We start from the raw sequence: 22470 nt of genomic DNA, 5'->3' as shown, positions 1-22470 counted from the left end.
GATCCCATGACGAACACGATCGCCCCCGCCACCATCGAGATCCTGCATGTCGGCGGGCCCACGGTGCGCCTGCGCTACGGCAACCTGACCTGGCTGACCGATCCCACGTTCGACGCGCCCGGCAGCTACCCCGGGCCGCTGACCCTGCACAAACTGACCGGGCCCGCGGTCTCGGCCGCGGACATCGGGCACGTCGACGCGGTGCTGCTCTCGCACGACCAGCACGCCGACAATCTCGACACCTCCGGCCGGGAGTTCCTCGGCACCGCCCAGCGCGTGTTCTCCACCACCGACGCGGCCGGACGCCTGGAAAACGTTCGGGGGCTGGCGAACTGGGAGTCGGTGCGGGTCGGCGAGGTCACCGTCACCGGGGTGCCCGCGCTGCACGGTCCCGAGGGCGCGGAGGCGCTCTCGGGCATGGTCACCGGGTTCGTGCTGAGTGCGGACGGGCAGCCGACGGTCTACATCTCCGGGGACAACGCCTCGGTGGAGCTGGTGGCCGAGATCGCCGAGCGCATCGGGCGGATCGATCTGGCCGTGCTCAATGTGGGTGCGGCGAACGTGGATCGGTTCGGCGACAGCGATGTGACGCTCAACGGCCGCAGCGCCGTGCGGGCCGCGCGGGAGCTGCCGGGGGCGGTCATCGTGCCGGTGCACGGGGAAGGCTGGGCGCACTTCTCCGAGACCCTGGAGTACCTGGGGCGGAACTTCGAGTACGCGGGACTCGCGGACCGGCTGCGGATTCCGGTGCCGGGGGTCGCGCTGACCGTAACCGCTGGATAGCCGGAACGCTGATGTATGGGCGCGGTTCCGGCCGAGTGGCCGGTGCCGGGTGGCGTGCCCTATACGGTTCGCTGCTCGAGGTAGTGGTGAACAGACGCGAGTCGTCGTGGTCGCGACTCGCTCGTCCGCGTGTCGATCAGCGCGCCGCACAGCCGGATTGCTGATCGATTGCCTACCGGTGAGTTCGGTCGTGGCGATGGTGGCGGAGACCGAGCGGGTGGGCCACGATGGCGGTATGAGGATTGGTGTTCCACGGGAGGTCAAACAGCAGGAGGATCGGATCGCCTTGACCCCGGCCGGCGCCGGGGAATTGGCGCGATCCGGGCACGAGGTCTTCATCGAGGCCGGGGCCGGCGACGGCTCGGGATTCGCGGACGCGGACTATCTCACCGCCGGCGCGCGGATCGCGGACGGGCCCGACGCGGTCTGGGACGCCGCCGAACTCGTGCTGAAGGTCAAAGAGCCCATCGCGCAGGAGTATTCGCGCATGCGGTCCGGCCAGGTGCTGTTCACCTACCTGCACCTGGCGGCCTCCCGCGAATGCACCGAGGCGATTCTGCGCTCCGGGATCACCGCCATCGCCTACGAGACGGTGCGGGGCCCGGACGGTTCGCTGCCGCTGCTCGCGCCCATGAGCGAGGTCGCGGGCAAGCTGGGCACGCAGGTCGGGGCCTATCACCTGATGTCACCGCACGGCGGGGAGGGCGTGCTGCTGGGCGGGGTGCCCGGGGCGCGGCCCGCCGACGTGGTGGTGCTCGGCGGCGGGGTGGCCGGCAGCAACGCCGCGGCGGTCGCGGTCGGCATGGGTGCGCGGGTCACGGTGCTGGACACCAACATCGCGCGCCTGCGCGAACTCGACGCGCGGTTCGGCGGGCGGGTGAGCACCATCGGCTCGAACGCGGCCGAGGTCGAGAAGGCCGTGCTGGCCGCCGATCTCGTCATCGGCTCGGTGCTGGTGCCGGGCGCTCGGGCGCCGAAACTGGTGCCGGACAGCATGGTCGCGGGCATGCGGCCCGGATCGGTGCTGGTCGACATCGCGATCGATCAGGGCGGGTGCTTCCAGAGTTCGCATCCGACCACGCACGCCGAACCCACCTTCCGGGTGGCGGAGTCGGTGTTCTACTGCGTGGCGAACATGCCGGGCGCGGTGCCGCACACGTCCACGGTGGCGCTGACCAACGTGACGCTGCCCTACGCGCGGGCCATCGCCGATCGCGGCTGGCGGGCGGCGTGCGACGCGGATCCCGGTCTGGCGCAGGGGCTCACGGCCGACGCGGGGCAGCTGTACTCCCCGGAGGTGGCCGCCGCGCACGGGTTGCACACCGTGGCGGGCGCGGCGTCGTAGGCGCACGGCCGCGCCGAGCCACGGGGTGGGTAACGGCCGCGATCCGGCGGTCCGAGGCGCGGGTGGCCGGGACGCGCGATACGTCCCGGCCCTCAGGCGTGGGTGCGTTTCGGCCCGACCTATTCGGGCGCGGATTCGCCCAGCGGCCAATCAGGTTCGCCGTCGAGCGGCAGGTTGTGCAGCTTGTCGGGGTTGCGGACCACGTCGATGTTGGTGATGCGGCCGTTGTCGATGGTGAAGGCGAACACGCCGGTGTTCTTGCCGTCGAACACCACCAGGCCGGGGCGGCCGTTGACCAGAACCGAACGTCCCCACGCGCCGCCGGTCCGCCGCGATTGCCCCAGGAACGACAGGAATGCCTGGGCCACCGTGTCCGCGCCACGCAGCGGATCGAGGAAGGCCAGCACCTTGCCGCCGCCGTCGGCGGTGAAGGTGACGTTCGAATCCAGTACGCCCAGTAGGGCACTGAGATCGCCCGAGCGCCAGGCGACGGCGAACGCGGAGACCACCTTCTCCTGTTCCTCTGGGCTCGCCGGGAAACGCGGGGTGCCCGATTCCACGTGTTTGCGGGCGCGCGAGGCCAATTGGCGCACGGCCGCCGGGGTGCGGCCCACCACCTCGGCGACCTCGGGCCCGGTCATGCCGAACACGTCCTGGAGTACGAACGCGGTGCGCTCTGCCGGGGACAGCGACTCCAGGACCACCAGCAGCGCGGTGGTGACCCGCTCGTCCTGCGAGACGCGGTCGGCCGGATCGTCCCAGTTGGTGACCTCGGGTTCGGGCAGCCATTCCCCGACGTACTGTTCGCGCCGGGCGCGCGCCGAACCGAGGTGGTCGAGTGCGAGCCGTCCGGTGACGGTGGTCAGCCAGGCGCGCAGGTTCTCGATCTCCGCGCCTTCCGGGCTGGTCTCGTAGTACCGCTGCAGCCGCAGCCACGCGTCCTGCACCACGTCGTCGGCGTCGCTCAGGCTGCCCAGCGTGCTGTACGCGACGCGCCGCAGGTACGCCCGGTGCTCCTCGAACTGCCTGCCCAGCTCGGCCGCGTCCGGTCCACCCCGTCGTTCGTCGCCACTCATCACCGCTCACCCTTCGTTCGCACCCGCCGCCCCGGCGAGCCTCTACCGCATGGACGAAACAGCTCGGACCACTGTGACATTCCGTCGGAGATGTCCGGGTCGGGGCACCCGCGGCGGTATCGCACCGGCCGCGATTCCAGTGGCATCCACGTCCGGCCCGGTCGTCGCAGCGCCGCCGGGACGACCCGGACCGGCCGCGGAAGCCAGGCATCCGGGCGCCGGGCGACTGTCCCGACGTCGCTGCTTCGCGACCGGGCGCGCCGATTCGCGTCAGTGGCGTGCGAGGGCGACCGCCGCCGCCACCGCGACGGCGGCGACCTGCACCGCCTCGGACAGGCGGACGGCCCGGCGCAGGTCGGGCACGCGCGGCGCGGGCCCGTCGCCGAGGGTCGGCCGCATCTCGATCCCGTGCCGGTATTCGGTCCGCCCGCCCAGCTGAACACCCAGCGCCCCCGCCATACTCGCCTCGGCGACACCGGCATTGGGGCTCGGATGCTTGCTCGCGTCCCGCCGCCAGGCGCGCCACGCGTCGCGCGGCCGCCCGCCGATCACCGGCGCGAGCGCCACGGTCAGCAGTCCCGCCACCCGGGCCGCCCCGAGGTTGGCCACGTCGTCGGTGCGCGCGGCCGCCCACCCGAACCGCGAGTACCGCTCGTTGCGGTATCCGACCATCGCGTCGAGCGTGTTGATCGCGCGGTACCCCAGTAGCCCCGGCGCCCCCGCGACCGCACCCCAGAACAGCGGTGCGACGGTCGCGTCGGAGGTGTTCTCCGCGATGGATTCGAGCGCGGCCCGAGCCAGCCCGTCCGCGTCCAACAGTTCCGGATCCCGCCCGCACAGTGACGGCAGCAGCGCCCGAGCCCCCTCGATGTCCCCGCCCTCGAGCAGGTCCGCCATCTCTCGCCCGGTCTTCGCCAAGGTCGTCCCGCCCAGCACGGTCCATGTGGCAGCCGCGGTGACCAGCACCTGCCCGAGGGCGCGTGCGCCCCCGGCGCCGTCGCGTCCGCGTGGCCCCCCGATCACCCGCCGCGCCCCCGCTCCGATCCCGGCGGCCCCGCCCACCAGAACCAGTTCGTGCACGACCCCCGCCCACCGCCGATCCCGGTAGGTCACGCCCTCCAACCTGGCGGCGACGTTCCCGAACCCCGCCACCGGGTGCCCCCGCCGCGGGTCCCCGAACCCACGGTCCAAGCCGAACCCGACCACGATCCCAGCCGCAACGGCACACCCCATACGCACCCGCCGAGGCTAATCGACCCCCACACCACCACCCTCGCACCACCCCCGCACGCGCGTCGGAGCCAACGGCGCTCCCCGCGCGTCGACCCCGCCCGTGTGCCACGGTGATGGCGTGGCCGATGAACTTCCTTCTCCCGGACCGCGGGAGCGTGCCCGCGAGCGCCGGCTGCTCGCCGACCTGACCGCGACCGTCGCCGCGTTGCGGGCACGGTCAGGGGGCTATTGCGAGGACGGTCTGCTGCGCTACTTCGGTCCAGCGCTGAGCGCACTCGAAGCGGTGCTCGAGCGGGACGGTCCCCTGGACGAGCGCAAGCGGGTACTCGCCGACATCCGAAACCCGTTCGGTGGCGGCATGGGCAGCCCGATCAACGACTGCACGTTCTCCGCGGAGATCGACGACCTGCTGGAGAAGATCCGGCAGAACTACGACATCTACCGCTGAACCGATCACGATCCAGGGGCATTACGTACAGCCCGGTGGTCGCGGAGGTCGTCGCGGTGCCGCCGCCAGGTCGCCGATTGGTGCCGGTCTGACCCGGCCCGTCGGCTTCAGGATCGACATCCCACTCACACAGCGTGGCCGCGCGTAAGCAGCACCGCGACCTGTCCTACCGTCGCGAATTCGACGGTCCGGCATCGCAGCTCGGTCAGTTGCGGGTGCCGCCGTAGCGGTCGGCGAGGCGAGCCTCGTTCGTCTGGGGTTTGGGCGAAGCGGCCGGTGCGGTGGGCTCGGTGGCCGGGGCGGAGGTGGGTGTCGTTGCCGCCGGGGCGGATTCGCCGCGTTCGCGGCGGCGGGCGCGCATCTCGGCGTACACGAAGTAGCCGAGGCCGAGGGGAGCCATCACGCCGAAGGCGAGCCACTGCAGGCCGTACGAGAGGTAGGGGCCGTCTTCCAGCTGGGGGAGGGCCACGGGGGTGAAGACGCCCGGCTGGCCCTCGTCGAGTTGGAGGTAGCCGGGGCGGCCGGTCGTGGGGACCGTCGTCAGGGGCAGGTTCAGGAAGGCCGAGAGCTGGGTCGTGTCGATCGAATAGACCTGGCGGTAGCCGTCTTCGGTCATGGGCGGCTTGTCGGCGGGGACCCCTTCGGAGGCGCGGACCCGGGCCTCGAGGGTCTGTGCACCGGCGGGTGGCTCGGGCACCCGGGGCGCGCGCGTGCCGTCGACGGCCGCGATCAGGCCGCGATCGATCAGCAGGGTGCGGCCGTCGTCGAGGCGGAACGGCGTCAGCACGGCGAACGCGGGTGCCGAGGACAGGTGGCGCAGGCGGACCAGCACCGTGGACTCGGGCACGTAGGTTCCGGTCGCGGTGACCCGGCGCCACTCGGTGTCCGTCCCGGTGCCGTCGAGCATGCCGCGCACATCGACCGGCGCGGCGTCGACCGAATCCTCGATGCGCTGATTGCGTTCGGCGGTCGAGGTGTTCTTGCCGAGCTGCCAGGGCGCGAGCACGGTGAAGCACAGGTAGGCGAACCCCGCCACCACCACCGCGAGAATCAGCCAGCTGGGCCGGAGCAGGAAGGTCAGCCGGCGTAGCCCCGCGGCCTTCGAGGTACTCATACGTCCGCACCCAGCTGCGCGCGCACCCAGTCCAGCAGCCCGGGCACGGCCGCCTCGATCTGCTCGCGCACGAGTTCGAAATCCGAGCGGTCGCCGTAGTACGGGTCGGGCACATCGGGCCCGTCCGCGCCGGGGTCGAAGCTGCGCAGCAGCCGCCGCCGCTCGGCCGGCACTCCGAGATGAGCCAGAGCCCGCTCGTGCCCGGTGTCCAGGGCGATCAGCAGGTCCGCGTCCAGATGGTCCGCGCCGATCACCGCGGCCACGTGCCCGACCGGGTAGCCGTGCGCCCGCAGTTCGTCCGTGGTCCGGTAGTCGGCGTCGTCACCGACGTGCCAGCTCCCGGTTCCGGCACTGCTGACCCGGACCCGATCGCCGAGTCCCGCGCGCTCGAGGTGCGCGGCGAAGATCTTCTCGGCCATCGGCGACCGGCAGATATTGCCCGTGCAGATCATCGACACATGCAGCTCGCCCACGACAGCCATTGTGTCCGGTAGCCCTCGAGCCCGGCCACGTAGGGTGTTCGCTGTGCCGGAGACCAGCGGTGTGGACTATTCGAGATTGCGGCATCACGGCGATGCCGAGGTACACGCGGGCATGGTGGACTTCGCGGTCAACGTGCAGGGCAGCGCCCCGCCGGACTGGTTGCGGGCGCGGCTCGCGGCACGCCTGGGCGAACTCGGCAGGTACCCGGGCGCGGGGGAGGAACTCGCCGCGCGGCGCGTGGTGGCCGCCCGGCACGACCGCCGTCCCGAGGAGGTGCTGTTGCTCGCGGGCGCGGCCGAGGGGTTCGCGCTGCTGCCCCGGCTCGGCGCGCACACGGCCGCTGTCATCCACCCGTCCTTCACCGAACCCGAGCTCGCGCTGCGCGAGGCAGGCGTCCCCGTCGAGCGCGTGGTGCTCGAACCGCCGTACGACCTCGACCCCGCGCTGGTTCCGGAGTCCGCGGATCTCGTGGTGATCGGCAACCCCACCAATCCCACCTCGGTCCTGCACCCGGCCGGCGCCCTGCTGGCCCTGCGCCGCCCCGGCCGGATCGTGGTCGTCGACGAGGCCTTCGCGGACGCGATCCCCGGTGAACCCGAATCCCTCTCCGGTCTGCGCGCCCCCGACGTGCTGGTGCTGCGCAGCCTCACCAAGACCTGGGCGCTGGCCGGCCTGCGCTGCGGCTACCTGCTCGGCGATCCCGCCCTGCTGGCCCGGCTGAGTCACGGCCGCCCGCACTGGCCGCTGGGCACACTGCAGTTGGAGGCCATCGCCGCCACGAGCACCCCCGCCGCGGTCGCCGAGTCACAGCGCCGGGCCCACGCCATCGCCGCCGACCGCGCCGCCATGATCCCGCGCCTGCGCGCACTCGGCATCGAGGTGCACGAGCCCGCGACCGGGCCGTTCCTGCTCATTCGTGTCCCCGACGCCGAACTGCTGCGAAAGCAGCTCGCGGACAAGGGAATCGCGGTGCGCCGCGGTGATACCTTCCCTGGATTGGAAACGGGATTCCTGCGGCTGGCGGTGCGCCCCGCCGCGGAGGTCGACGCGCTCGTCGCGGCCGTCCAGCAGGTCGGACTGTGAGAGTGACTGTGGCGGAGGAGGTTCGGTTGTGGTGACGGTGCGATTGGCCGATGTCATGGCGGCGCTGGACGCGGCGTATCCGCCGCGCCTGGCCGAATCGTGGGATTCGGTCGGCCTGGTGAGCGGGGATCCCGCCGACGCGGTGTCGCGGGTGCTGTTCGCCGTGGACGCCACCGCGGCGGTGGTGGATCAGGCCATCGCCTGGGGCGCGCAGGCGCTGGTCGTGCATCACCCGCTGCTGCTGCGCGGGGTCGACACGGTCGCGGCCAGCACCCCGAAGGGCGCGCTGGTGCACCGGCTGATTCGCGCGGGCTGCGCGCTGTTCACCGCGCACACCAACGCCGACTCCGCCGACCCGGGCGTCTCCGACGCGCTGGCCGCGGCCGTCGGTGTTCGGGTGACAGGTCCCCTGGAACCCAAACCGGTTGCCGCCCTGGACAAGTGGTCGGTAGCCGTCCCGCGTACGCACACCGAGGCCGTCCTCGCCGCGCTGTTCGCCGCGGGCGCGGGCGCCACCGGCAACTACGGTGACAGCGCGTGGCGGGCCCCGGGTCTCGGCCAATTCCGTCCACTGGACGGCGCGAATCCCGCGCTGGGAGCCATCGGCGAGCTCGAGATCGTCGAGGAGGATCGCGTCGAGGTCGTGGCCCCGCCGGCCAAGCGGGCCGCGGTCCTGGCCGCGCTGCTCGCCGCGCACCCGTACGAGGAACCCGCGTACGACGTCACCGAACGCGCGAAGCTCCCCTCCACGCTGGGTATCGGCCGCGTCGGCGAGCTCGCGGCCCCGGAAACCCTGCGCGAGTTCACCGCTCGCGTGCGCGCCGGACTGCCCGCCACCACCTGGGGCGTGCGCGCGGCCGGCGATCCGGACCGCCTGATCCGCACGGTCGCCGTCTGCGGCGGCGCGGGCGACTCGTTCCTGAACACCGTCGCGAAACTGGGCGTCGACGCCTACGTCACCTCCGACCTGCGCCACCACCCCGCCGACGAACACCTGCGCGCGGGCGGTCTCGCCCTGATCGACGCCGCCCACTGGGCCACCGAGTTCCCCTGGTGCGCACAGGCGGAAGGCGTCGTGCGCGCGGCGCTGCCGGGCGTGGAGACCAAGGTCTCCGACATCCGCACGGACCCATGGAGTTTGGGCGCGGCGGACTGCTGAGGGCTCGTGCGCCGAGCGCGCTGCCAGGCAGCTTCCGGCGCGGCTGCAGCGCTCGTGCCGCGCTGTCGCCGTCCCCGGGCAGGTCGCCGACCGCCACCACGGCGGGCTGACCGAGACCAAATCGGTTGCCGCGCTCGTGGTGCGCAGCTGTCGCTGTCCCCGGACAGGGCGCCGACCGCCACCGGGGAGGGCGAGCCGAGACACAGTCGTCCGGAGGTCGGCGATCGAACCGACGCCGAATCCTTTACGGCTGAGCGACTTCGATCGTCGGCTCGTGCGCCACGGGGAAGTTCACCGAGTTCGCGATGAAGCACTTCTCGTGGGCGACCGAGTGCAGCGCGACGGCCTTGTCCACCATGCTCGCGTCCCGCACGGTGACCTTCGGCCGCAGGGTGACCTGCTGGAAACGCACGTCGTCCATCACCCCGACCGCGGTGTCGTGATAGCTCGTCACCACCACACCCGCCTCCGCGCACAGGTGCAGGAACCAGAGCATGTGGCAGTCCGAGAGCGAGGCGACCAGCAGCTGCTCCGGATTCCAGCGGTCGGTGTCGCCCCGGAACTTCGGATCCGACGTGGCGAGAATCGGTGGCCGTCCCGCCGTGAGCAGTTCGTGATTGCGCGAGTAGGAGCGGTAACCGGTGGTCTCCCCGGACCATGTCACCTCGACCTCGTAAACGTGACCCATGCCTCGAACACTAGTCGCGGTCCGGCCGGAAACCACCGCTGTTTTCGAGTCCGGTCGCCGGTAGCCGCGCGGGGAATGCCCAGGCCGCGCCAGCCATGGGCGGCAGTAGCCCCGACGGCGGCTAAGGTGGGAGTCTTGATCCGTCCATAGCGTCCAGGAGACCTTCCGCGTTGAATGCCGAACCTTCGATCCAGTCCAAGCTGCTCGACCTCGCCGCCGTCGACGCCGAACTGACCCGGATCGAGCATCGCCGCAAGGTGCTGCCCGAGGAGCAGGAGGTGCGCGGGCTCGAGGCCGAGCGCACCGCGCGCAAGGACGAGGCGGTCAAGGTCGAGATCCTCATCGACGACCTCGACCGTGACAACCGCAAGCTGGAAGGCGAGATCGACGCGGTCAGCAAGCGCGAGGACCGCGACCGCGGCCTGCTGACCTCGGGATCGGTCGGCGCCAAGCAGCTCTCGGAGCTGCAGCACGAACTCACCAGCCTCGAACGCCGCCGCAAGGTCCTCGAGGACGAGCTGATCGACGTGATGGAGCGCCGCGAGGCCGCCTCCGCCGCGCACGATCACGCCGGCGCGAACCTGGACAAGGCGCAGGACGATCTGGTCGACGCCGAGCGCCGGCGCGACGACGCCCTCGCCGACCTGAACGTCGCACAGCAGCGCTGCGAATCCGATCGCGCTGCCCTGACCGGCGTCTTCCCGGCCGAGCTGCTCGCGATCTACGACAAGCAGCGCCTGGCCAACGGCGTCGGCGCGGCACTGCTGCAGGCCCGCCGCTGCGGCGCCTGCCGCATCGAGCTGGACCGCGGCGAGATCTCCCGCATCGCCCAGACCGCACCCGACGTGGTTGTGCGCTGCCCCGAATGCAGCGCGATCATGGTGCGCACCAAGCACTCCGGGCTCTGATCGGCGTGGACAAGGTGATCGTCGAGGCCGACGGCGGGTCGCGCGGCAACCCCGGTCCGGCCGGATACGGCGCGGTGGTGTTCGACTCGAACCGCGGCGTGCTCGCCGAGCGCAGGGAGTACCTCGGGATCGCCACCAACAACGTGGCCGAATACCGCGGTCTCATAGCGGGTTTGGAGGCCGCCGCCGAGCTGGGCGCGCGCGAGGTGTCGGTGCGGATGGACTCCAAACTGGTGGTCGAGCAGATGTCCGGGCGCTGGCAGGTCAAGCACGCGGCCATGATCCCGCTCGCGGACCGGGCCCGGCGCCTGGTCGCCGGATTCGACCGGGTGAGCTTCACCTGGATTCCGCGCAAGGAGAACTCGCACGCCGACCGGCTGGCCAACGAGGCCATGGACGACGCGCACATCGTCGACGAGGTCCGTGAGGCACTGGGCGCCGGTGCCGCGAACATCGGTGCGGCGACACGATCGGTGCAGCTCGCCGCTCCCGCGTCCGCCGACGCGGCGTCGGCCGCCGACGACGCGCTCGGTTCCGCCGAATCGCGTGAGCCCGCTCGAAACCCCCGCGCCGCACAGGATCCGGCTCCCGGTTGGTCCGGCGCGGTCGGGCGGCCGACGCGGCTGCTGCTGCTCCGGCACGGGCAGACCGAACTCTCGGTCGAGCGCCGCTACTCCGGCCGCGGCAATCCGCCGCTCACCGCGCTGGGCCGCGAACAGGCCGCCAACGCCGCGACGATGCTGGGGCGCAAGGGCGATATCGCCGCGATCGTGTGCTCCCCGCTGGGCCGCGCCCGCGAGACCGCCGAGGCCGCCGGCGCTGCGCTCGGGCTGCCCGTGCGGGTGCTGGACGGTTTGATCGAAACCGATTTCGGCGCGTGGGAGGGGCTCACCTTCCTCGAAGCCCGCGACCAGGATCCGGAGCTGCACGGGCGCTGGCTGGGCGACCCGTCGATCCCGCCGCCCGGCGGCGAGAGCTTCGACGCGGTGCGCGAACGGATCGAGGGCGTGCGCCGCGATCTCGTCGCGCTGTACCCGGGCGCGAATGTGCTTGTGGTCAGCCATGTCACGCCGATCAAGACGCTGCTGCAGCTCGCGCTCGGCGTCGGGCCGTCGCTGCTGTACCGGCTGCACCTCGATCTGGCGTCGCTGTCGATCGCCGAGTTCTACCCCGACGGCGGCTCCTCGGTCCGCCTGGTGAACGACACCTCGTACCTGTAGCGGGATCCGCCTGCCCCGCACCGGGTTCGGGAACACGATGTCCCGGATCCGGGCGGCGGCGCGCACCCGCGCCGCCGGCCGGTTCGTCCGGGGATCAGGGCCGCAGCACGGCCGTCAGGAACTCGATCTGATCGTGCACGGCCTTCTCGAACCATTCGTCGAAGTAGATCTCGAAATGCCCGATCGGGTATTGCTTGACCACAGCGTGTTTGGCGCGTCCCGCCGCTTTGAGCGTTGGTCCCGCCGGGGCGACGCTGTCGTTGTCGCACACGGCGAAGAACACCGGCGCCTTGATGTCCTTGGTGCGCCGGGCGGGCGCGTCGAACAGGGTCGACAATCCCACTCTCGCGGGAACTTTCGGTCTGTACTGCGTGCTTTCCTCCGCCAGCCTGCCGAATCCCTCCGGCACGTCGGCGGCGCTCATGAGTGCCGCCGAATGCTTCTTTCCGGCCAGCCGCGCGGTGATGGGCCGGCGAATGATCGGGCCGATCAGCAAATCGGTCAGCGCCAAAGTGCCGGTGCGCGTGAGACTGATCGGTCCCTTCGCCATCGCCGACGACCAGCCGCTGGTGAACGGGCACTGCGCGACAACGGCCGCGATGTAATGGTCGTCCGGGGCGACCGACAATGCGTGCCCGCCGCCGAAGGAACTGCCCCACAGCGCGATCCGGGTGGCATCGATACCCCGCAGCGTGCGCGCGTAGGCAATTGCGGCGTGCCAGTCCGCACGCTGACGGCCGATATGAATCAGCTGGCGCGGTTCCCCTCCGCTGGCGCCGAAATGTCGATAATCGAACGCCAGCACCGCCATTCCCGCCGCCGCGAAACGTCGCGCATACCTATCCAATCCCATTTCCCGGTCCGCCCCCAGCCCGTGCCCCATCACCACGAGTGCACGCGGCCGCGGCGGCCCATCCGGCAGATACAGCCATCCCGCACACTGCTCACCACCAGAAGGGAACCCCACCTCGACACGCTCCATGGCGGTCTACGGTACCTTGGTGCCCGCGGACGAGTCGGTTGGGCGGCCGCGGCGATGGGAACGGGCACCTGTGTGCCGCCGCCCGTCGTCGAGGAAAGTCCGGACTCCACAGGGCAGGGCGGTTGTTAACGGCAACCCGGGGTGACCCGCGGGACAGTGCCACAGAAAACAAACCGCCGGCGGCTCAGGTCGCCGGTAAGGGTGAAACGGTGCGGTAAGAGCGCACCAGCGCGCCGGGTGACCGGTGCGGCTAGGTAAACCCCGCCCGGAGCAAGGTCGAAGGCCGCACTCGCGAGAGTGCGGCTGCGCAGGTGTTCGAGGGCTGCTCGCCCGAGCTTGCGGGTTGACTGCTCGAGGCACCCGGCAACGGTGTGTCCAGATGGATGGTCGCCACCCGATGTGAATCGGGGACAGGATCCGGCTTACAGACCGGCTCGTCCGCGCCCGGCCCGGAAGCTCATTTCCGGGCGCGGGCTAATTTCGCCGCGGCGTATTCGGCCGGGCTTTTCCCGTCGTTCCCGGTGGGGCGGTCGCGTTACACGCGCGAACACCGTGCACCGGTCCGAAACGGCGATTGATACCCGATTGCTCTGATGCCGCGCGCGCTCGGGGGAATTCCGGGCGCTAATCCGCGGCCCGTCGCGTACCGAAAGAATTTCGGGCGCACGCCGACCCGAGCGGCGTGAGGTACACCGCTCGCGCCGTTCCGTGCACAATCCGCCGCGTTCGGTAAGAATGGCGACGCATGACATGGCATGCGTCGGCGCGGCACGGCGTGTCGTAGAGATGATCGCCGCCGGACTGGCATTGAACGTGATCGACGTCATAAAGTGTTGCGCGTTGGAAAGTTCCGTCGCGGTGGTGTGACGGTTCCCCAGACTCCTGACAACAACGAACGCCGGAAAGCAGGTCTCGTCTATATGCGAATTGCTCGCAAACTGGCAGCTGGTGCGCTCCTCGCCGCTGCCGCTTCCGTCTCGGTTGTGCTCGGTGCCGGTTCCGCGTCGGCGCTGGCGATCACGCCGCTCCCGGGTGGAGTGCAGGTGGATCTCAGCCCGTCGGACACCGCGTGGGTCGCGAACTCCCACATCGGGCAGGCCATCGCGGGCCTGCCGCATCCCTCGGCCGCCTCGTTCGGCCAGTCGCTCGATTCGGCGGCCGCGCTGTCGTCGACCTACCCGGGCGGCCGGGTCGTGTTCACCGTCTACGGGCCGTTCGATCAGTTGAACGGCACCATGCTGGCCCTGCAGTAGGGTCCGCACTCCCCGGTGGAACTGCATCAAAGGATCGTGTCGGCGCCGGTTGACTTCGGCGCCGTCCGAACCGAATTCGGATTGGCCTCGGACTACCCGTCCGAGGCTGTTTCGGAGGCGCGCGAGGCGGTGGACGCGTTCGCCGGACACCGCCTCGATCGCACCGACATACCCCTCGTCACCATCGATCCCCCCGGCGCCATGGATCTCGATCAGGCCCTGTGTCTCGAGCGCACGGCGACGGGATTCCTGCTCCACTACGCCATCGCCGATGTGGCCGCGTTCATCGCGCCCGGCGGGCTGCTCGCGCTCGAGTCTCTCGCGCGAGGACAGACTTTCTATCTTCCCGACGGCACGGTGCCGCTGCATCCGCGCGTGCTGTCCGAGGGCAGCGCGAGCCTGCTGCCCGATCAGGTGCGGGCCGCCGCGCTGTGGACCATCGAACTCGACGAGCGCGCCGAACCGGTCCGCGCCACGGTCGCCCGCGCGCTGGTGCGCTCGCGCGCCCGGCTGGACTACGCCGGGGTGCAGGCCGACGCCGACGCGGGCCGCCTGCATCCCTCGATCGCGGCGCTGCCCGAATTCGGCAGGCTGCGTATCGAATCCGGGCTGGCTCGCGGCGCGATCTCGCTGCGGCTGCCGTCGCAGAGCATCGTTCGCGTCGATGTCGAGGGGAACGGCCGGACGGCGGCCGGTGCGGACGCCGATGGCGTGCTCGGCGCCGGGGGGAGTGGCACGGTCGCCGCGAACGATGGTGGCGTCGTGAGTGCCGTCACCGACGGCGTCGGTTCGGCGGACGCCGACGGCGTGGCCGACGCCGCGACCGTGGACCACTGGCAGCTGGTGATCGAGCCGCGCACCGACGCCGACGACTGGAACGAGCAGGTCTCGCTGCTGACCGGCATCTCGGCCGCGCGAATCATGCTGGCGGCCGGGGACTCCGACCATCTGGGCCTGCTGCGCACCATGCCGCCGCCCGCGCCCGCCACGGTGGAATCCATGCGCCGCACGGCCGCCGCCGTCGGCGTGGACTGGCCCGCCGGCGAGCCGGTGGGCCGCATGCTGGCCCGCCTGGACCCCAACACCCCCGCCGCGCTGGTCCTGATGTCCGAGGCGACGACGCTGCTGCGCGGCGCGTCCTACACGGTGCTCAACGGCCAGACCCCGGAATCGGTGCGGCACAGCGCGATAGGCGCGCCCTACGCGCACGTCACCGCCCCCCTGCGCCGCCTTTCGGATCGCTACGCGACCGAGATCTGCCTGTCCCGCTGCGCCGGAACCCCCGTGCCCCAGTGGGTCCGGGACGGCCTGACCGCCGCCGCCGAGTCGATGCGCCGCTCCGACGCCGTCGCGAACAAACTGGAACGGGCCTGCGTGGACCTGACCGAGTCCACCCTCCTGGCTCCCCGCCTGAACACCGACTTCGACGCCGTCGTCCTGCGCGAGTCGACCCCCACCCGCCCCGCCGAGATCTTCGTGGCCACCCCGCCCGTCCTGGCCAAGTGCCTGGGCTCCCCGCCCGAAGGCGAGACGGTCCCCGTCCGCCTGGTCGAGGCCGACCCCCAAACCCGGACGGTGACCTTCACCTACCCGGCCGCACCCCCGCCACCGTGACCGACGTGGGGTTCCCACAGTGGCTGCGTCCACCCCCGGAGGGCTTCACGGCGCGCGATCTCGCAGTTCCCTGGCACGGCATCCCCGTGCCACGGAACGCGGTTCGGTGATCAAAGGGGGCGTTTGCGGAGGAACTTCGTGGTGGCGGGGTAGCTCTTCAGGGCCTCGGCGGCCGCCGATTGTTCTGCGGCGCAGAGGCGTTTGTAGGCGGCGGAGTCGGCGGCCTCGGCGTGGGTGCGCAGGGTCTGGAGGGCCTCGATCGCGTCGCGGTGGTCGCCGAGGACGGTCTGCAACTGCTTGGCGTGCTTGGCGAGGTCGGCGGCCGGGGCGCCCAGCACGTCGGTGGCGGCGTCGGCGGAGTAGCGCAAACGCTTGGCGGCCTTGCGGATATCGTGCAGCAGCTCGATGCGCTCCGCCTCCGGCAACCGGGCCCCGGTCTTCGCCTCGGCCCGCACCAGCCGCCGCAGCCGCCGGAAGTCCCCCCGCAGCACCTCGGCGAAGACCTTGTCGGCCCGCTTCCGCCCCACCTTCCCCTTGATCGCCTTCTTACTGGTCAACACCCCGAGCTGTTCCAGCAGCCGCCGATACCGCCGCCCGTCGAACGCCGCGACCGCCTCCTGCAGCGCCGCCGCGTACCGGGCCCGCTCCTCGGCCACGAGCCGCGCCCCGAAATCCCCCCGAGCCCCGCCCTTTCGACGAACGCCTGCCTTCTCGCCGACACCCTCGGTCGAGCCGTTGTCCGCGCGCTTCGCTGCTTCGCGGTCGTGACCGGGCTCAGCGGCCTTGCGAGCGCCGCGGGCCTTCCCGCCCTCGGCGGTCGGCTTCCGAACCTCGCCACTGGGCTTCGAAACCTTGCTACCGATGGCTTTCGCGGTTCCGCCGTTCTCGCTCTTGCCCGAAGCCTCGGACTTCGAACCCTTGGACGTGATGTCGGCCCCGGCGGCCTTGATGTCGGTGTCCGGCTTCTCGGCTGCGCCGTTGGATCCGAGCTTGGAGGTCTTGCTTTCGGCTGTCGCGATCGACGGGATGTCGGTTGCGGGCTGCGGAGTTTCGGCCGGGGGCGGGGCTTTATCCGACTTCGCGGTGGGGGCCTTCGATTCAGAGGCTTTGCTCGCGGTGGTCTTCTTCGCGGGCGCTGGTTTCGCGGTGGGCTGCTCGGTCTTCGAGGCGCTTGCCTTCTTCTCGGTCGTCTTGCTCGCCGCCGTTTTGCTCGCGGCCTTCTTGGCGGCCTTCGCGGGGCCTGAGGTGGTCGCGGGGCGGTCGGTCGGGGTCTTTTCCTGGGCGGCGGCTTTGTCCGCGGTGACGCGGGCGGCGGTCGCTTTCGCGGTGGGGGACTTGCGCGGGGTGGTCTTCTTCGCCGGGGGCTCGTCGATGAAGAGGCCGGTGGCGGGGTTCTCGGGGACGGCGCGCAGGATCGTGGGCTTCCTCGGCGGGGTCTTCTTCGCGGGGGCGGGATCCGGTGTCGGGGCCGGAGCCTTCTTCGCGGTCTTGCGCGCGGGGCGTTCGGCGGCCTCGGCCGGCTTCGGGGTCGTGGGCTCGGCGGGAACCGGCTCGGGGGCGGCCTTTTTCGCGGTGACGCGGGCGGCGGTCGACTTCGCGGCGGATGACTTGCGGGCGGGAGCCTTCTTCGCGGCGGTGAACTTCGCCGGGGCCTTCTTCGCGGGCTTGTCGGGAGCCGGATCGGCGGTCACGGCGCGCAGGATCGTGGGCTCCTTGGGCGCGGCGTTCGAAACAGGCTCGTCGGCAACGGCTTTGAGCGCCGCGGATCGCGGTGACGGCGAAGTCGACTCGGTCTCGGTGGAGACGACCTTCAGCGGGGGACGCTTCGCGGCGGGCGTCTTCTTCGCGGGGGTCTTCTTCCCCGCCGGAGCATCCTTGACGGCCTTCAGCGCCGTCTTGCGGGCCGCGACCTTCTTGGCGGCAGGGTTTTCACGCGGCTTCTCGGGATCCGCCTGCTCGACGGCGAGCGCCGGGACGGGCTCGGGCGCAACAGGCTTCACGATCGCTTCGCGCCCCGGCCCGGCTTCCGGCGCACCGTCGGCCTTCTCCGCAGCGGTCGGCTGAGTATGCGCCGGCTGCTGATCCGCGCTAGCCGACGTGGTCTTCGCACCATCGGAAGGCTCGGCAGCAGGTTTCGAGCCGGCTGCAGATGCTGCGCTGGCAGCGGGTTTCGCGTCGGCAGCGGGTTTCGTGCCGGTGGTGCGCACAGCGGCCGTCTTCTTGCCGCCCTTCTTCTTCGAGGCGGGCTTGTCGGCCTTCTTCGAGTCCGGCTTCTTACCCTTCTCACCCGAGGCGCCCCCCGCCCCCGCATCCACCCCGAGCAACGTCCCGTTGGCCCCCAGCAGCTCCTCGAACCGATCCGCCCGCACCTCCGCGTCCCGGGCCACGCCCAGCAGCCCGGCCAGCCAGCGCAACTCGTCGCCGAGCTCCTCGACGCGCTTGCGGCGCAGCACGCCGCGATAGGACTTGAGCAGGCTGCGGAGGCGGCGGGTCGCCACCCGCATCTGGTGCACCGAATCGGGAATGTCCCGGCGGACATCGGGTTCGGTGGACCGCAGCCGGTCCACATCGGCGGTGAAAGCGTCGATCAGGGCGGGACCGGCTGAGGTGCTCATCTAGTTCCTGTACTTGTCCGTGGCTTCTACGAGGTGATGGGTGATGCCCGGCTCGGCGGCGGCGTGACCGGCGTCGGCGACCAGGTGCAGTTCCGAATTCGGCCACGCCCGATGCAGATCCCAGGCGCTCACCGCCGGGCACACGATGTCGTGGCGGCCCTGCACGATAACCCCGGGGATGTGTGCGATGCGGTCGATATCGCGCAAAAGCTGCCCCTCGTCGAGAAATCCACCGTTGACGAAGTAGTGGTTCTCGATGCCGGCGAAGGCCAGCGCGAACCGCGGATCGGCGGTCTCGGACACCCGATCCGGTTGGGGCAGTAGCGAACTCGTGGCACCCTCCCAGGTGGACCACGCGACGGCCGCGTCGGTGGCGAGCTGCTTGTCGGGGGAGTTCAGCAGGCGATGGTAAACCCGCACCAGATCACCGTCGCGCTCGGCGGCGGGCACCGGCGCCAGGAACTTCTCCCATTCATCGGGGTACACGTACCCCGCAGCGCCATTGTAGTACCAATCGATTTCCTTGCGGCGCAACAGGAAAATCCCGCGCAACACCAACTCGGTCACCCGCTCCGGGTGCGTCTGCGCGTACGCCAGCGCCAGCGTCGACCCCCACGATCCGCCGAACACCTGCCACCGCTCGACCCCGAGATGCGTTCGCAGCGCCTCGATGTCGCGCACCAGATGCCAGGTGGTGTTGGTCTCCAGGCTCGCACCGTCCGCGATGTGCGGTTCGGACCGCCCGCACCCGCGCTGATCGAACAGCACGATGCGATACGCCGCCGGGTCGAAGAACTGCCGATGGAACGGCGCGGTCCCGCCGCCCGGCCCGCCGTGCAGGAACACCACCGGTTTGCCGTCCGGATTCCCGCTGCACTCCCAGTACAGCCGCTGCCCGTCCCCGACCTCGAGCATGCCCCGCTCGTACGGTTCGATCGCCGGGTACAGGGTGCGCATCAGAACGCCAGCCCGGTGGCCAGGTTCGGGATCTCCAGCGCCTGGATGGCCTGATCGCGCACGTCGGAGCAGTTCGCCTTGGTGATGCGGTCGACCACGTCCTTGTCCCCGAGCACCTGCACGTTGATCCCGCCGTTGCGCAGCGCCCAATCGTGCACGGTCGCGTTGTAGGCGATCCCGCCCAGCGTCGGCCCCTGCACCCGCCAGTCCGACAGCTGCGGCCGCAGCAGATCGCACAGCTGCTTGGCGGCCTCGTCCGAGACGGTGACCTGCCCGCTGCCCTGTCCGCTGCCGGTCGAGGTCTGCGGCGCGGCCGAGGTGCTCGACGGCGCGGTCGTGCTGCTCTGCGGCGACGAGGACCCGGTGGGCGTGGTGCCGCCACCGCAGGCGGCGGTCACCGCGATGACAGCCCCGAGCCCGGCGAACAACGAAGCCCGCCGAGCCCGGCGAGCGCTGATCCAACGGCGATGCGACATGAATTCCCTTTGGTCGTTCCAGCTCATCGCCTCCCACTCTGCCACCAAAATCTGGCGAAAGACTATGAAGACCGAAGGCTGTAGCCGTGTGATAGCCGCAGGCTATAGAAGTCGAGCGCCCGGCAGAGGTACCGAGCGCTCGACATCCAAAACAACCACCCCGATCGATAGGTCGACACCTGATTTCGCACCGATCGGGGTAACTCCAGGGGTACGGGCCAACTAGCTCCGCACCCAACCGCAGGCGGCCGACGCAACGCAGGCCGCACCTAGGTCAGGCTTGAATTCCCGGAGAGGCGGCTCAGAAGCTGTGCTCGGGGCCGGGGAACACCCCGCGCCGCACCTCGTCCGCGTAAGTCGCTGCCGCGCTCCGCAATTCATCGCCGATATCGGCGAAGCGCTTCACGAACTTGGCGGTCTTGCCGCTGGTGTACCCGGCCATGTCCTGCCACACCAGCACTTGCGCGTCGCAGTCCACGCCCGCGCCGATGCCGACGGTGGGAATGGTGAGCTTGCGGGTGACCTGCCCGGCGATCTCGGCGGGCACCATCTCCATGACGACGGAGAACGCGCCGGCCTCCTGCACCGCGATGGCGTCGGCGACGAGCTGCTCGGCCCCGTCGCCGCGACCCTGCACCCGGAACCCGCCCAGGGTGTTGACGCTCTGCGGCGTGAACCCGATATGCGCCATGACCGGGATGCCGGCCGCGGTGATCTTGGCGATGCTGGCGGCCATACGCTCGCCGCCCTCGAGCTTGACGGCCTGCGCGCCGCCCTCCTTCATGAAGCGCACGGCCGTGGCCAGCGCCTGCTCCGGCGATGACTCGTAGCTGCCGAACGGCAGATCCGCCACCACCAGGGCGTTCGGCGCGCCGCGCACTACGCCGCGCACCAGCGGAATGAGTTCGTCGACGGAGATGGAGACCGTGGTGTCGTAGCCGTACACCACGTTGGCGGCCGAATCGCCCACCAGCAGGACCGGGATACCGGCCTCTTCGAACAGTCGAGCCGAGGAGTAGTCGTAGGCGGTGAGCATCGACCAGCGCTCGCCGTCGGCCTTCATCTGCTGCAGATGCTGCACCCGCGTCTTGCGCTTGGCGGGCTGTGCGGCAGGTGCGGCACCGTAAGCAGGGGTTTCCGCATCGGATACGGACATCATCGTCCCTTTCGTCGTGTCCTCGAGGCCCACACGGGGTCCCCGGGTTGTTCTGACGACCCTCAGTCTGCCATTCCCGCCGGTGACGACGGCAATGCGATTGCTCACACCGAACTCGGGCGAACAGGACACCCGGCTCGCACGGGCGGGCCGGCGAATCTTCGCCATGACTCGACAGCAGCGCCCGACCGCGCGAAAACGCCGGGGCGCGAGCCCCGCCGGAGCCGGGCGGCGACCGGCGATAGGGCACGATCGCACTATGGCGTTGATGCGAAGCGGCCGCGTGGTGCTGGTGACGGCGGCGTTGGTGATGACCGCGGCGGGGTGCGGATCGGTGGTGGACGGCAATCCGGTGGCCGAGGCCCCGGCGGGATTGGGGAAGTTCTACAGCCAAACCCTGGACTGGACGAGCTGCGCGAAGTTCGGGGAGGAGCTGCCGTCGGAGGCCGAGTGCACGCGGGTGCGGGTGCCCGTCGACTACGAGAACCCCGACGGCGACACCGCCGAGATCGCGCTCTCGCGGCTGCGGGCGACCGGCGACAAGATCGGCTCCCTGCTGTTCAACCCCGGCGGTCCGGGCGTGCCGGGCCTGTCGATGGTGAACATCGCCGACCGCACCCAGCTCGCCGAGCGCTTCGACCGCATCGGCTTCGATCCGCGCGGCATCGGCGCGTCGCTGCCCGCCATCGCGTGCCTGACCGCCGCCGAGAACGACGCCGAGCGCGCCGAACCCCCGCTGGACAACTCGCCCGCGGGCATCACCGCCGCCGAGGTCGAGAACAAGGACTACGCCGCCAAGTGCGTCGAGCGCACCGGCAAGGACTTCCTGGCCCACGTCGGCACCCGGGAAGTGGTGCAGGACATGGACGTCATCCGCGCCGCGCTGGGCGACGAGAAGCTCAGCTACGTCGGCTACTCCTACGGCACCCGCCTGGGCTACACCTACGCGGAGAAGTTCCCGGACAAGGTCCGCGCGCTGGTCCTGGACGGCGCGCTGGATCCGCAGCAGGACCCGGTCGAGGAATCGGTGCTGCAGGCCGCCAGCTTCCAGAAGGCGTTCGACGCCTACGCCGCGGACTGCGCGGCCAAGTCCGATTGCCCGCTCGGCCAGGATCCGGCCCAGGCCGTCGCCCGGTTCCGCGCGCTGGTGAACCCGCTGTGGGACAAGGCCGTTCCGACCGAGGATCCGCGCGGGCTGCACTACGGCGACGCCATCACCGGCGTGCAGCAGACGCTCTACTCCAACCGCTTCTGGCCCGCGCTCACCAAGGGCCTGCGCGAACTGGCGCAGGGGAGCGGCGACACGCTGCTGGCGCTGGCCGACATGTACGACGGCCGCCGCGACGACGGCACCTACGACAACAGCGCCGACGCCTTCAATTCGATTCGCTGCGTCGATGATCCGGCCATCACCGATCGCTCGATCGCGGCCAAGCAGGACTCGGAGTACCGCCGCGTCGCGCCGTTCCTCGACGACGGCCACGGCGGCGACGCGGCCCCGCTGGAGCTGTGCGCGAGCTGGCCGGTGCCCAATACCAGCACCCCGCACCGCATCTCGATTCCCGGCCTGCCCAAGACCGTCGTGATCTCCACCACCGAGGATCCGGCCACCCCGTACCAGGCCGGCGTGGACCTGGCCGAGCAGTTGAACGCGGCCCTGATCACCTTCAACGGCACCCGGCACACGGTGTCGCTGTCCGGGGTCGAGTGCGTGGACGATCCCGTCGTGGCGTACCTGGTGGACCTGAAGGAACCGGCCCAGCCGCTCACCTGCTGAGGGTTCGGGGGTTCGGCTCGGCGTGAGTTCGATCATCGGCTCGGGCGCGTGAGCGCCCAGGCCGGGTCGTCTCCCGTGTTTTCCCGTGCTCAGGGGCGAA

20 protein-coding genes and 1 other RNA gene are annotated in these 22470 nt (G+C 70.9%); 11 read left to right on the top strand and 10 right to left on the bottom strand.

Translation table 11 applies throughout. The features are described 5' to 3' along the window. Positions 1-6: 6 nt before the first annotated feature. Positions 7-783 (top strand): MBL fold metallo-hydrolase, encoded by a 777-nt coding sequence (locus tag ACWIGI_RS05405; RefSeq protein ID WP_454201127.1) that lies wholly within the window; start codon positions 7-9, stop codon positions 781-783. A gap of 235 nt (positions 784-1018) precedes the next feature. Then, the gene (gene ald / locus ACWIGI_RS05400) at positions 1019-2128 is read left to right on the top strand and encodes an alanine dehydrogenase (RefSeq protein ID WP_454201126.1); all 1110 of its coding nucleotides are present in this window, start codon (positions 1019-1021) and stop codon (positions 2126-2128) included. 119 nt (positions 2129-2247) lie between these two features. Here the strand turns inward: ald and sigJ are convergent, their stop codons facing one another. Continuing rightward, complete coding sequence (gene sigJ / locus ACWIGI_RS05395; protein ID WP_454201125.1) at positions 2248-3204, bottom strand: RNA polymerase sigma factor SigJ; 957 nt, start codon at positions 3202-3204, stop codon at positions 2248-2250. A gap of 270 nt (positions 3205-3474) precedes the next feature. After that, positions 3475-4437, bottom strand: coding sequence for a cobalamin biosynthesis protein (locus tag ACWIGI_RS05390; RefSeq protein WP_454201442.1), 963 nt, complete (start codon positions 4435-4437; stop codon positions 3475-3477). Between the two features lie 118 nt (positions 4438-4555). Here ACWIGI_RS05390 and ACWIGI_RS05385 point away from each other — a divergent pair, with 118 nt between their 5' ends. Beyond that, positions 4556-4885 carry a hypothetical protein gene (locus ACWIGI_RS05385; protein WP_454201124.1) on the top strand — a complete coding sequence of 110 codons (330 nt, stop codon included), beginning with the start codon at positions 4556-4558 and terminating at the stop codon, positions 4883-4885. A 205-nt stretch (positions 4886-5090) separates the two neighbouring features. On the opposite strand, the gene ACWIGI_RS05380 is transcribed toward ACWIGI_RS05385, so the two are convergent. Beyond that, positions 5091-5999 (bottom strand): SURF1 family cytochrome oxidase biogenesis protein, encoded by a 909-nt coding sequence (locus ACWIGI_RS05380; protein WP_454201123.1) that lies wholly within the window; start codon positions 5997-5999, stop codon positions 5091-5093. Next, positions 5996-6481: a low molecular weight protein-tyrosine-phosphatase gene (locus ACWIGI_RS05375; protein WP_454201122.1), complete on the bottom strand. Its 486-nt coding sequence runs from the start codon at positions 6479-6481 to the stop codon at positions 5996-5998. The genes ACWIGI_RS05380 and ACWIGI_RS05375 overlap by 4 nt, the downstream gene beginning before the upstream one ends. Before the next feature lie 43 nt (positions 6482-6524). On the opposite strand from ACWIGI_RS05375, the gene cobC reads away from it, so the two are divergent. Continuing rightward, on the top strand, positions 6525-7565 hold the full coding sequence (cobC, locus tag ACWIGI_RS05370; RefSeq protein ID WP_454201121.1) for an Rv2231c family pyridoxal phosphate-dependent protein CobC: 1041 nt from the start codon (positions 6525-6527) through the stop codon (positions 7563-7565). A 55-nt stretch (positions 7566-7620) separates the two neighbouring features. Continuing rightward, complete coding sequence (locus tag ACWIGI_RS05365) at positions 7621-8724, top strand: Nif3-like dinuclear metal center hexameric protein (RefSeq protein ID WP_454201441.1); 1104 nt, start codon at positions 7621-7623, stop codon at positions 8722-8724. Between the two features lie 244 nt (positions 8725-8968). Here the strand turns inward: ACWIGI_RS05365 and ACWIGI_RS05360 are convergent, their stop codons facing one another. Beyond that, positions 8969-9412 (bottom strand): OsmC family protein, encoded by a 444-nt coding sequence (locus ACWIGI_RS05360; protein ID WP_454201120.1) that lies wholly within the window; start codon positions 9410-9412, stop codon positions 8969-8971. A 170-nt stretch (positions 9413-9582) separates the two neighbouring features. Between ACWIGI_RS05360 and ACWIGI_RS05355 the strand changes: the two genes are divergently transcribed. After that, entirely contained in the window at positions 9583-10320 is a 738-nt protein-coding gene (locus ACWIGI_RS05355) for a zinc ribbon domain-containing protein (protein ID WP_454201119.1), read from the top strand. Next, a complete protein-coding gene (locus tag ACWIGI_RS05350; RefSeq protein WP_454201118.1) occupies positions 10278-11540 on the top strand; it encodes a bifunctional RNase H/acid phosphatase in 1263 nt (420 codons plus the stop codon). The genes ACWIGI_RS05355 and ACWIGI_RS05350 overlap by 43 nt, the downstream gene beginning before the upstream one ends. A 94-nt stretch (positions 11541-11634) precedes the next feature. On the opposite strand, the gene ACWIGI_RS05345 is transcribed toward ACWIGI_RS05350, so the two are convergent. Next, positions 11635-12522, bottom strand: coding sequence for an alpha/beta hydrolase (locus tag ACWIGI_RS05345; RefSeq protein ID WP_454201117.1), 888 nt, complete (start codon positions 12520-12522; stop codon positions 11635-11637). A gap of 30 nt (positions 12523-12552) precedes the next feature. On the opposite strand from ACWIGI_RS05345, the gene rnpB reads away from it, so the two are divergent. The 3 genes from rnpB to ACWIGI_RS05330 all read left to right on the top strand — a co-directional run bounded on the left by rnpB (position 12553) and on the right by ACWIGI_RS05330 (position 15389). Continuing rightward, positions 12553-12963, top strand: an RNA gene (rnpB, locus tag ACWIGI_RS05340) — RNase P RNA component class A. 602 nt (positions 12964-13565) lie between these two features. After that, entirely contained in the window at positions 13566-13775 is a 210-nt protein-coding gene (locus ACWIGI_RS05335; RefSeq protein WP_454201116.1) for a hypothetical protein, read from the top strand. A gap of 15 nt (positions 13776-13790) precedes the next feature. Beyond that, complete coding sequence (locus ACWIGI_RS05330) at positions 13791-15389, top strand: RNB domain-containing ribonuclease (RefSeq protein WP_454201115.1); 1599 nt, start codon at positions 13791-13793, stop codon at positions 15387-15389. A gap of 110 nt (positions 15390-15499) precedes the next feature. Here ACWIGI_RS05330 and ACWIGI_RS05325 read toward each other — a convergent pair whose 3' ends face one another. From ACWIGI_RS05325 to panB, 4 genes are all read right to left on the bottom strand, one after another. Next, positions 15500-18004, bottom strand: coding sequence for a CHAD domain-containing protein (locus ACWIGI_RS05325; protein ID WP_454201114.1), 2505 nt, complete (start codon positions 18002-18004; stop codon positions 15500-15502). Further along, positions 18005-18961, bottom strand: a complete 957-nt coding sequence (gene pip / locus ACWIGI_RS05320) for a prolyl aminopeptidase (RefSeq protein ID WP_454201113.1) — start codon at positions 18959-18961, stop codon at positions 18005-18007. Then, positions 18961-19464, bottom strand: a complete 504-nt coding sequence (locus ACWIGI_RS05315) for a hypothetical protein (RefSeq protein WP_454201112.1) — start codon at positions 19462-19464, stop codon at positions 18961-18963. Before ACWIGI_RS05315 ends, pip begins: the two co-directional genes overlap by 1 nt. A gap of 274 nt (positions 19465-19738) precedes the next feature. Continuing rightward, positions 19739-20593, bottom strand: a complete 855-nt coding sequence (gene panB, locus ACWIGI_RS05310) for a 3-methyl-2-oxobutanoate hydroxymethyltransferase (protein WP_454201111.1) — start codon at positions 20591-20593, stop codon at positions 19739-19741. A 268-nt stretch (positions 20594-20861) separates the two neighbouring features. Between panB and ACWIGI_RS05305 the strand changes: the two genes are divergently transcribed. Beyond that, positions 20862-22370, top strand: coding sequence for an alpha/beta hydrolase (locus ACWIGI_RS05305; protein WP_454201440.1), 1509 nt, complete (start codon positions 20862-20864; stop codon positions 22368-22370). Positions 22371-22470: the final 100 nt, after the last annotated feature.

The sequence above is a fragment of the Nocardia sp. NPDC055321 genome, from assembly GCF_053645575.1.
Note: the sequence above shows the minus strand (reverse complement) of the source record. Positions and strands in the feature narration are given on the sequence as shown.

Excerpts from the sequence above, each read along its gene's own strand:
- ACWIGI_RS05405 (WP_454201127.1), top strand. The coding sequence starts at position 7 with ATGACGAACACGATCGCCCCCGCCACCATCGAGATCCTGCATGTCGGC.
- ald (WP_454201126.1), top strand. The coding sequence starts at position 1,019 with ATGAGGATTGGTGTTCCACGGGAGGTCAAACAGCAGGAGGATCGGATC.
- sigJ (WP_454201125.1), bottom strand. The coding sequence starts at position 3,204 with ATGAGTGGCGACGAACGACGGGGTGGACCGGACGCGGCCGAGCTGGGC.
- ACWIGI_RS05390 (WP_454201442.1), bottom strand. The coding sequence starts at position 4,437 with ATGGGGTGTGCCGTTGCGGCTGGGATCGTGGTCGGGTTCGGCTTGGAC.
- ACWIGI_RS05380 (WP_454201123.1), bottom strand. The coding sequence starts at position 5,999 with ATGAGTACCTCGAAGGCCGCGGGGCTACGCCGGCTGACCTTCCTGCTC.
- ACWIGI_RS05375 (WP_454201122.1), bottom strand. The coding sequence starts at position 6,481 with ATGGCTGTCGTGGGCGAGCTGCATGTGTCGATGATCTGCACGGGCAAT.
- ACWIGI_RS05365 (WP_454201441.1), top strand. The coding sequence starts at position 7,621 with ATGGCGGCGCTGGACGCGGCGTATCCGCCGCGCCTGGCCGAATCGTGG.
- ACWIGI_RS05360 (WP_454201120.1), bottom strand. The coding sequence starts at position 9,412 with ATGGGTCACGTTTACGAGGTCGAGGTGACATGGTCCGGGGAGACCACC.
- ACWIGI_RS05350 (WP_454201118.1), top strand. The coding sequence starts at position 10,278 with ATGCAGCGCGATCATGGTGCGCACCAAGCACTCCGGGCTCTGATCGGC.
- ACWIGI_RS05345 (WP_454201117.1), bottom strand. The coding sequence starts at position 12,522 with ATGGAGCGTGTCGAGGTGGGGTTCCCTTCTGGTGGTGAGCAGTGTGCG.
- ACWIGI_RS05325 (WP_454201114.1), bottom strand. The coding sequence starts at position 18,004 with ATGAGCACCTCAGCCGGTCCCGCCCTGATCGACGCTTTCACCGCCGAT.
- pip (WP_454201113.1), bottom strand. The coding sequence starts at position 18,961 with ATGCGCACCCTGTACCCGGCGATCGAACCGTACGAGCGGGGCATGCTC.
- ACWIGI_RS05315 (WP_454201112.1), bottom strand. The coding sequence starts at position 19,464 with ATGAGCTGGAACGACCAAAGGGAATTCATGTCGCATCGCCGTTGGATC.
- panB (WP_454201111.1), bottom strand. The coding sequence starts at position 20,593 with ATGTCCGTATCCGATGCGGAAACCCCTGCTTACGGTGCCGCACCTGCC.
- ACWIGI_RS05305 (WP_454201440.1), top strand. The coding sequence starts at position 20,862 with ATGCGAAGCGGCCGCGTGGTGCTGGTGACGGCGGCGTTGGTGATGACC.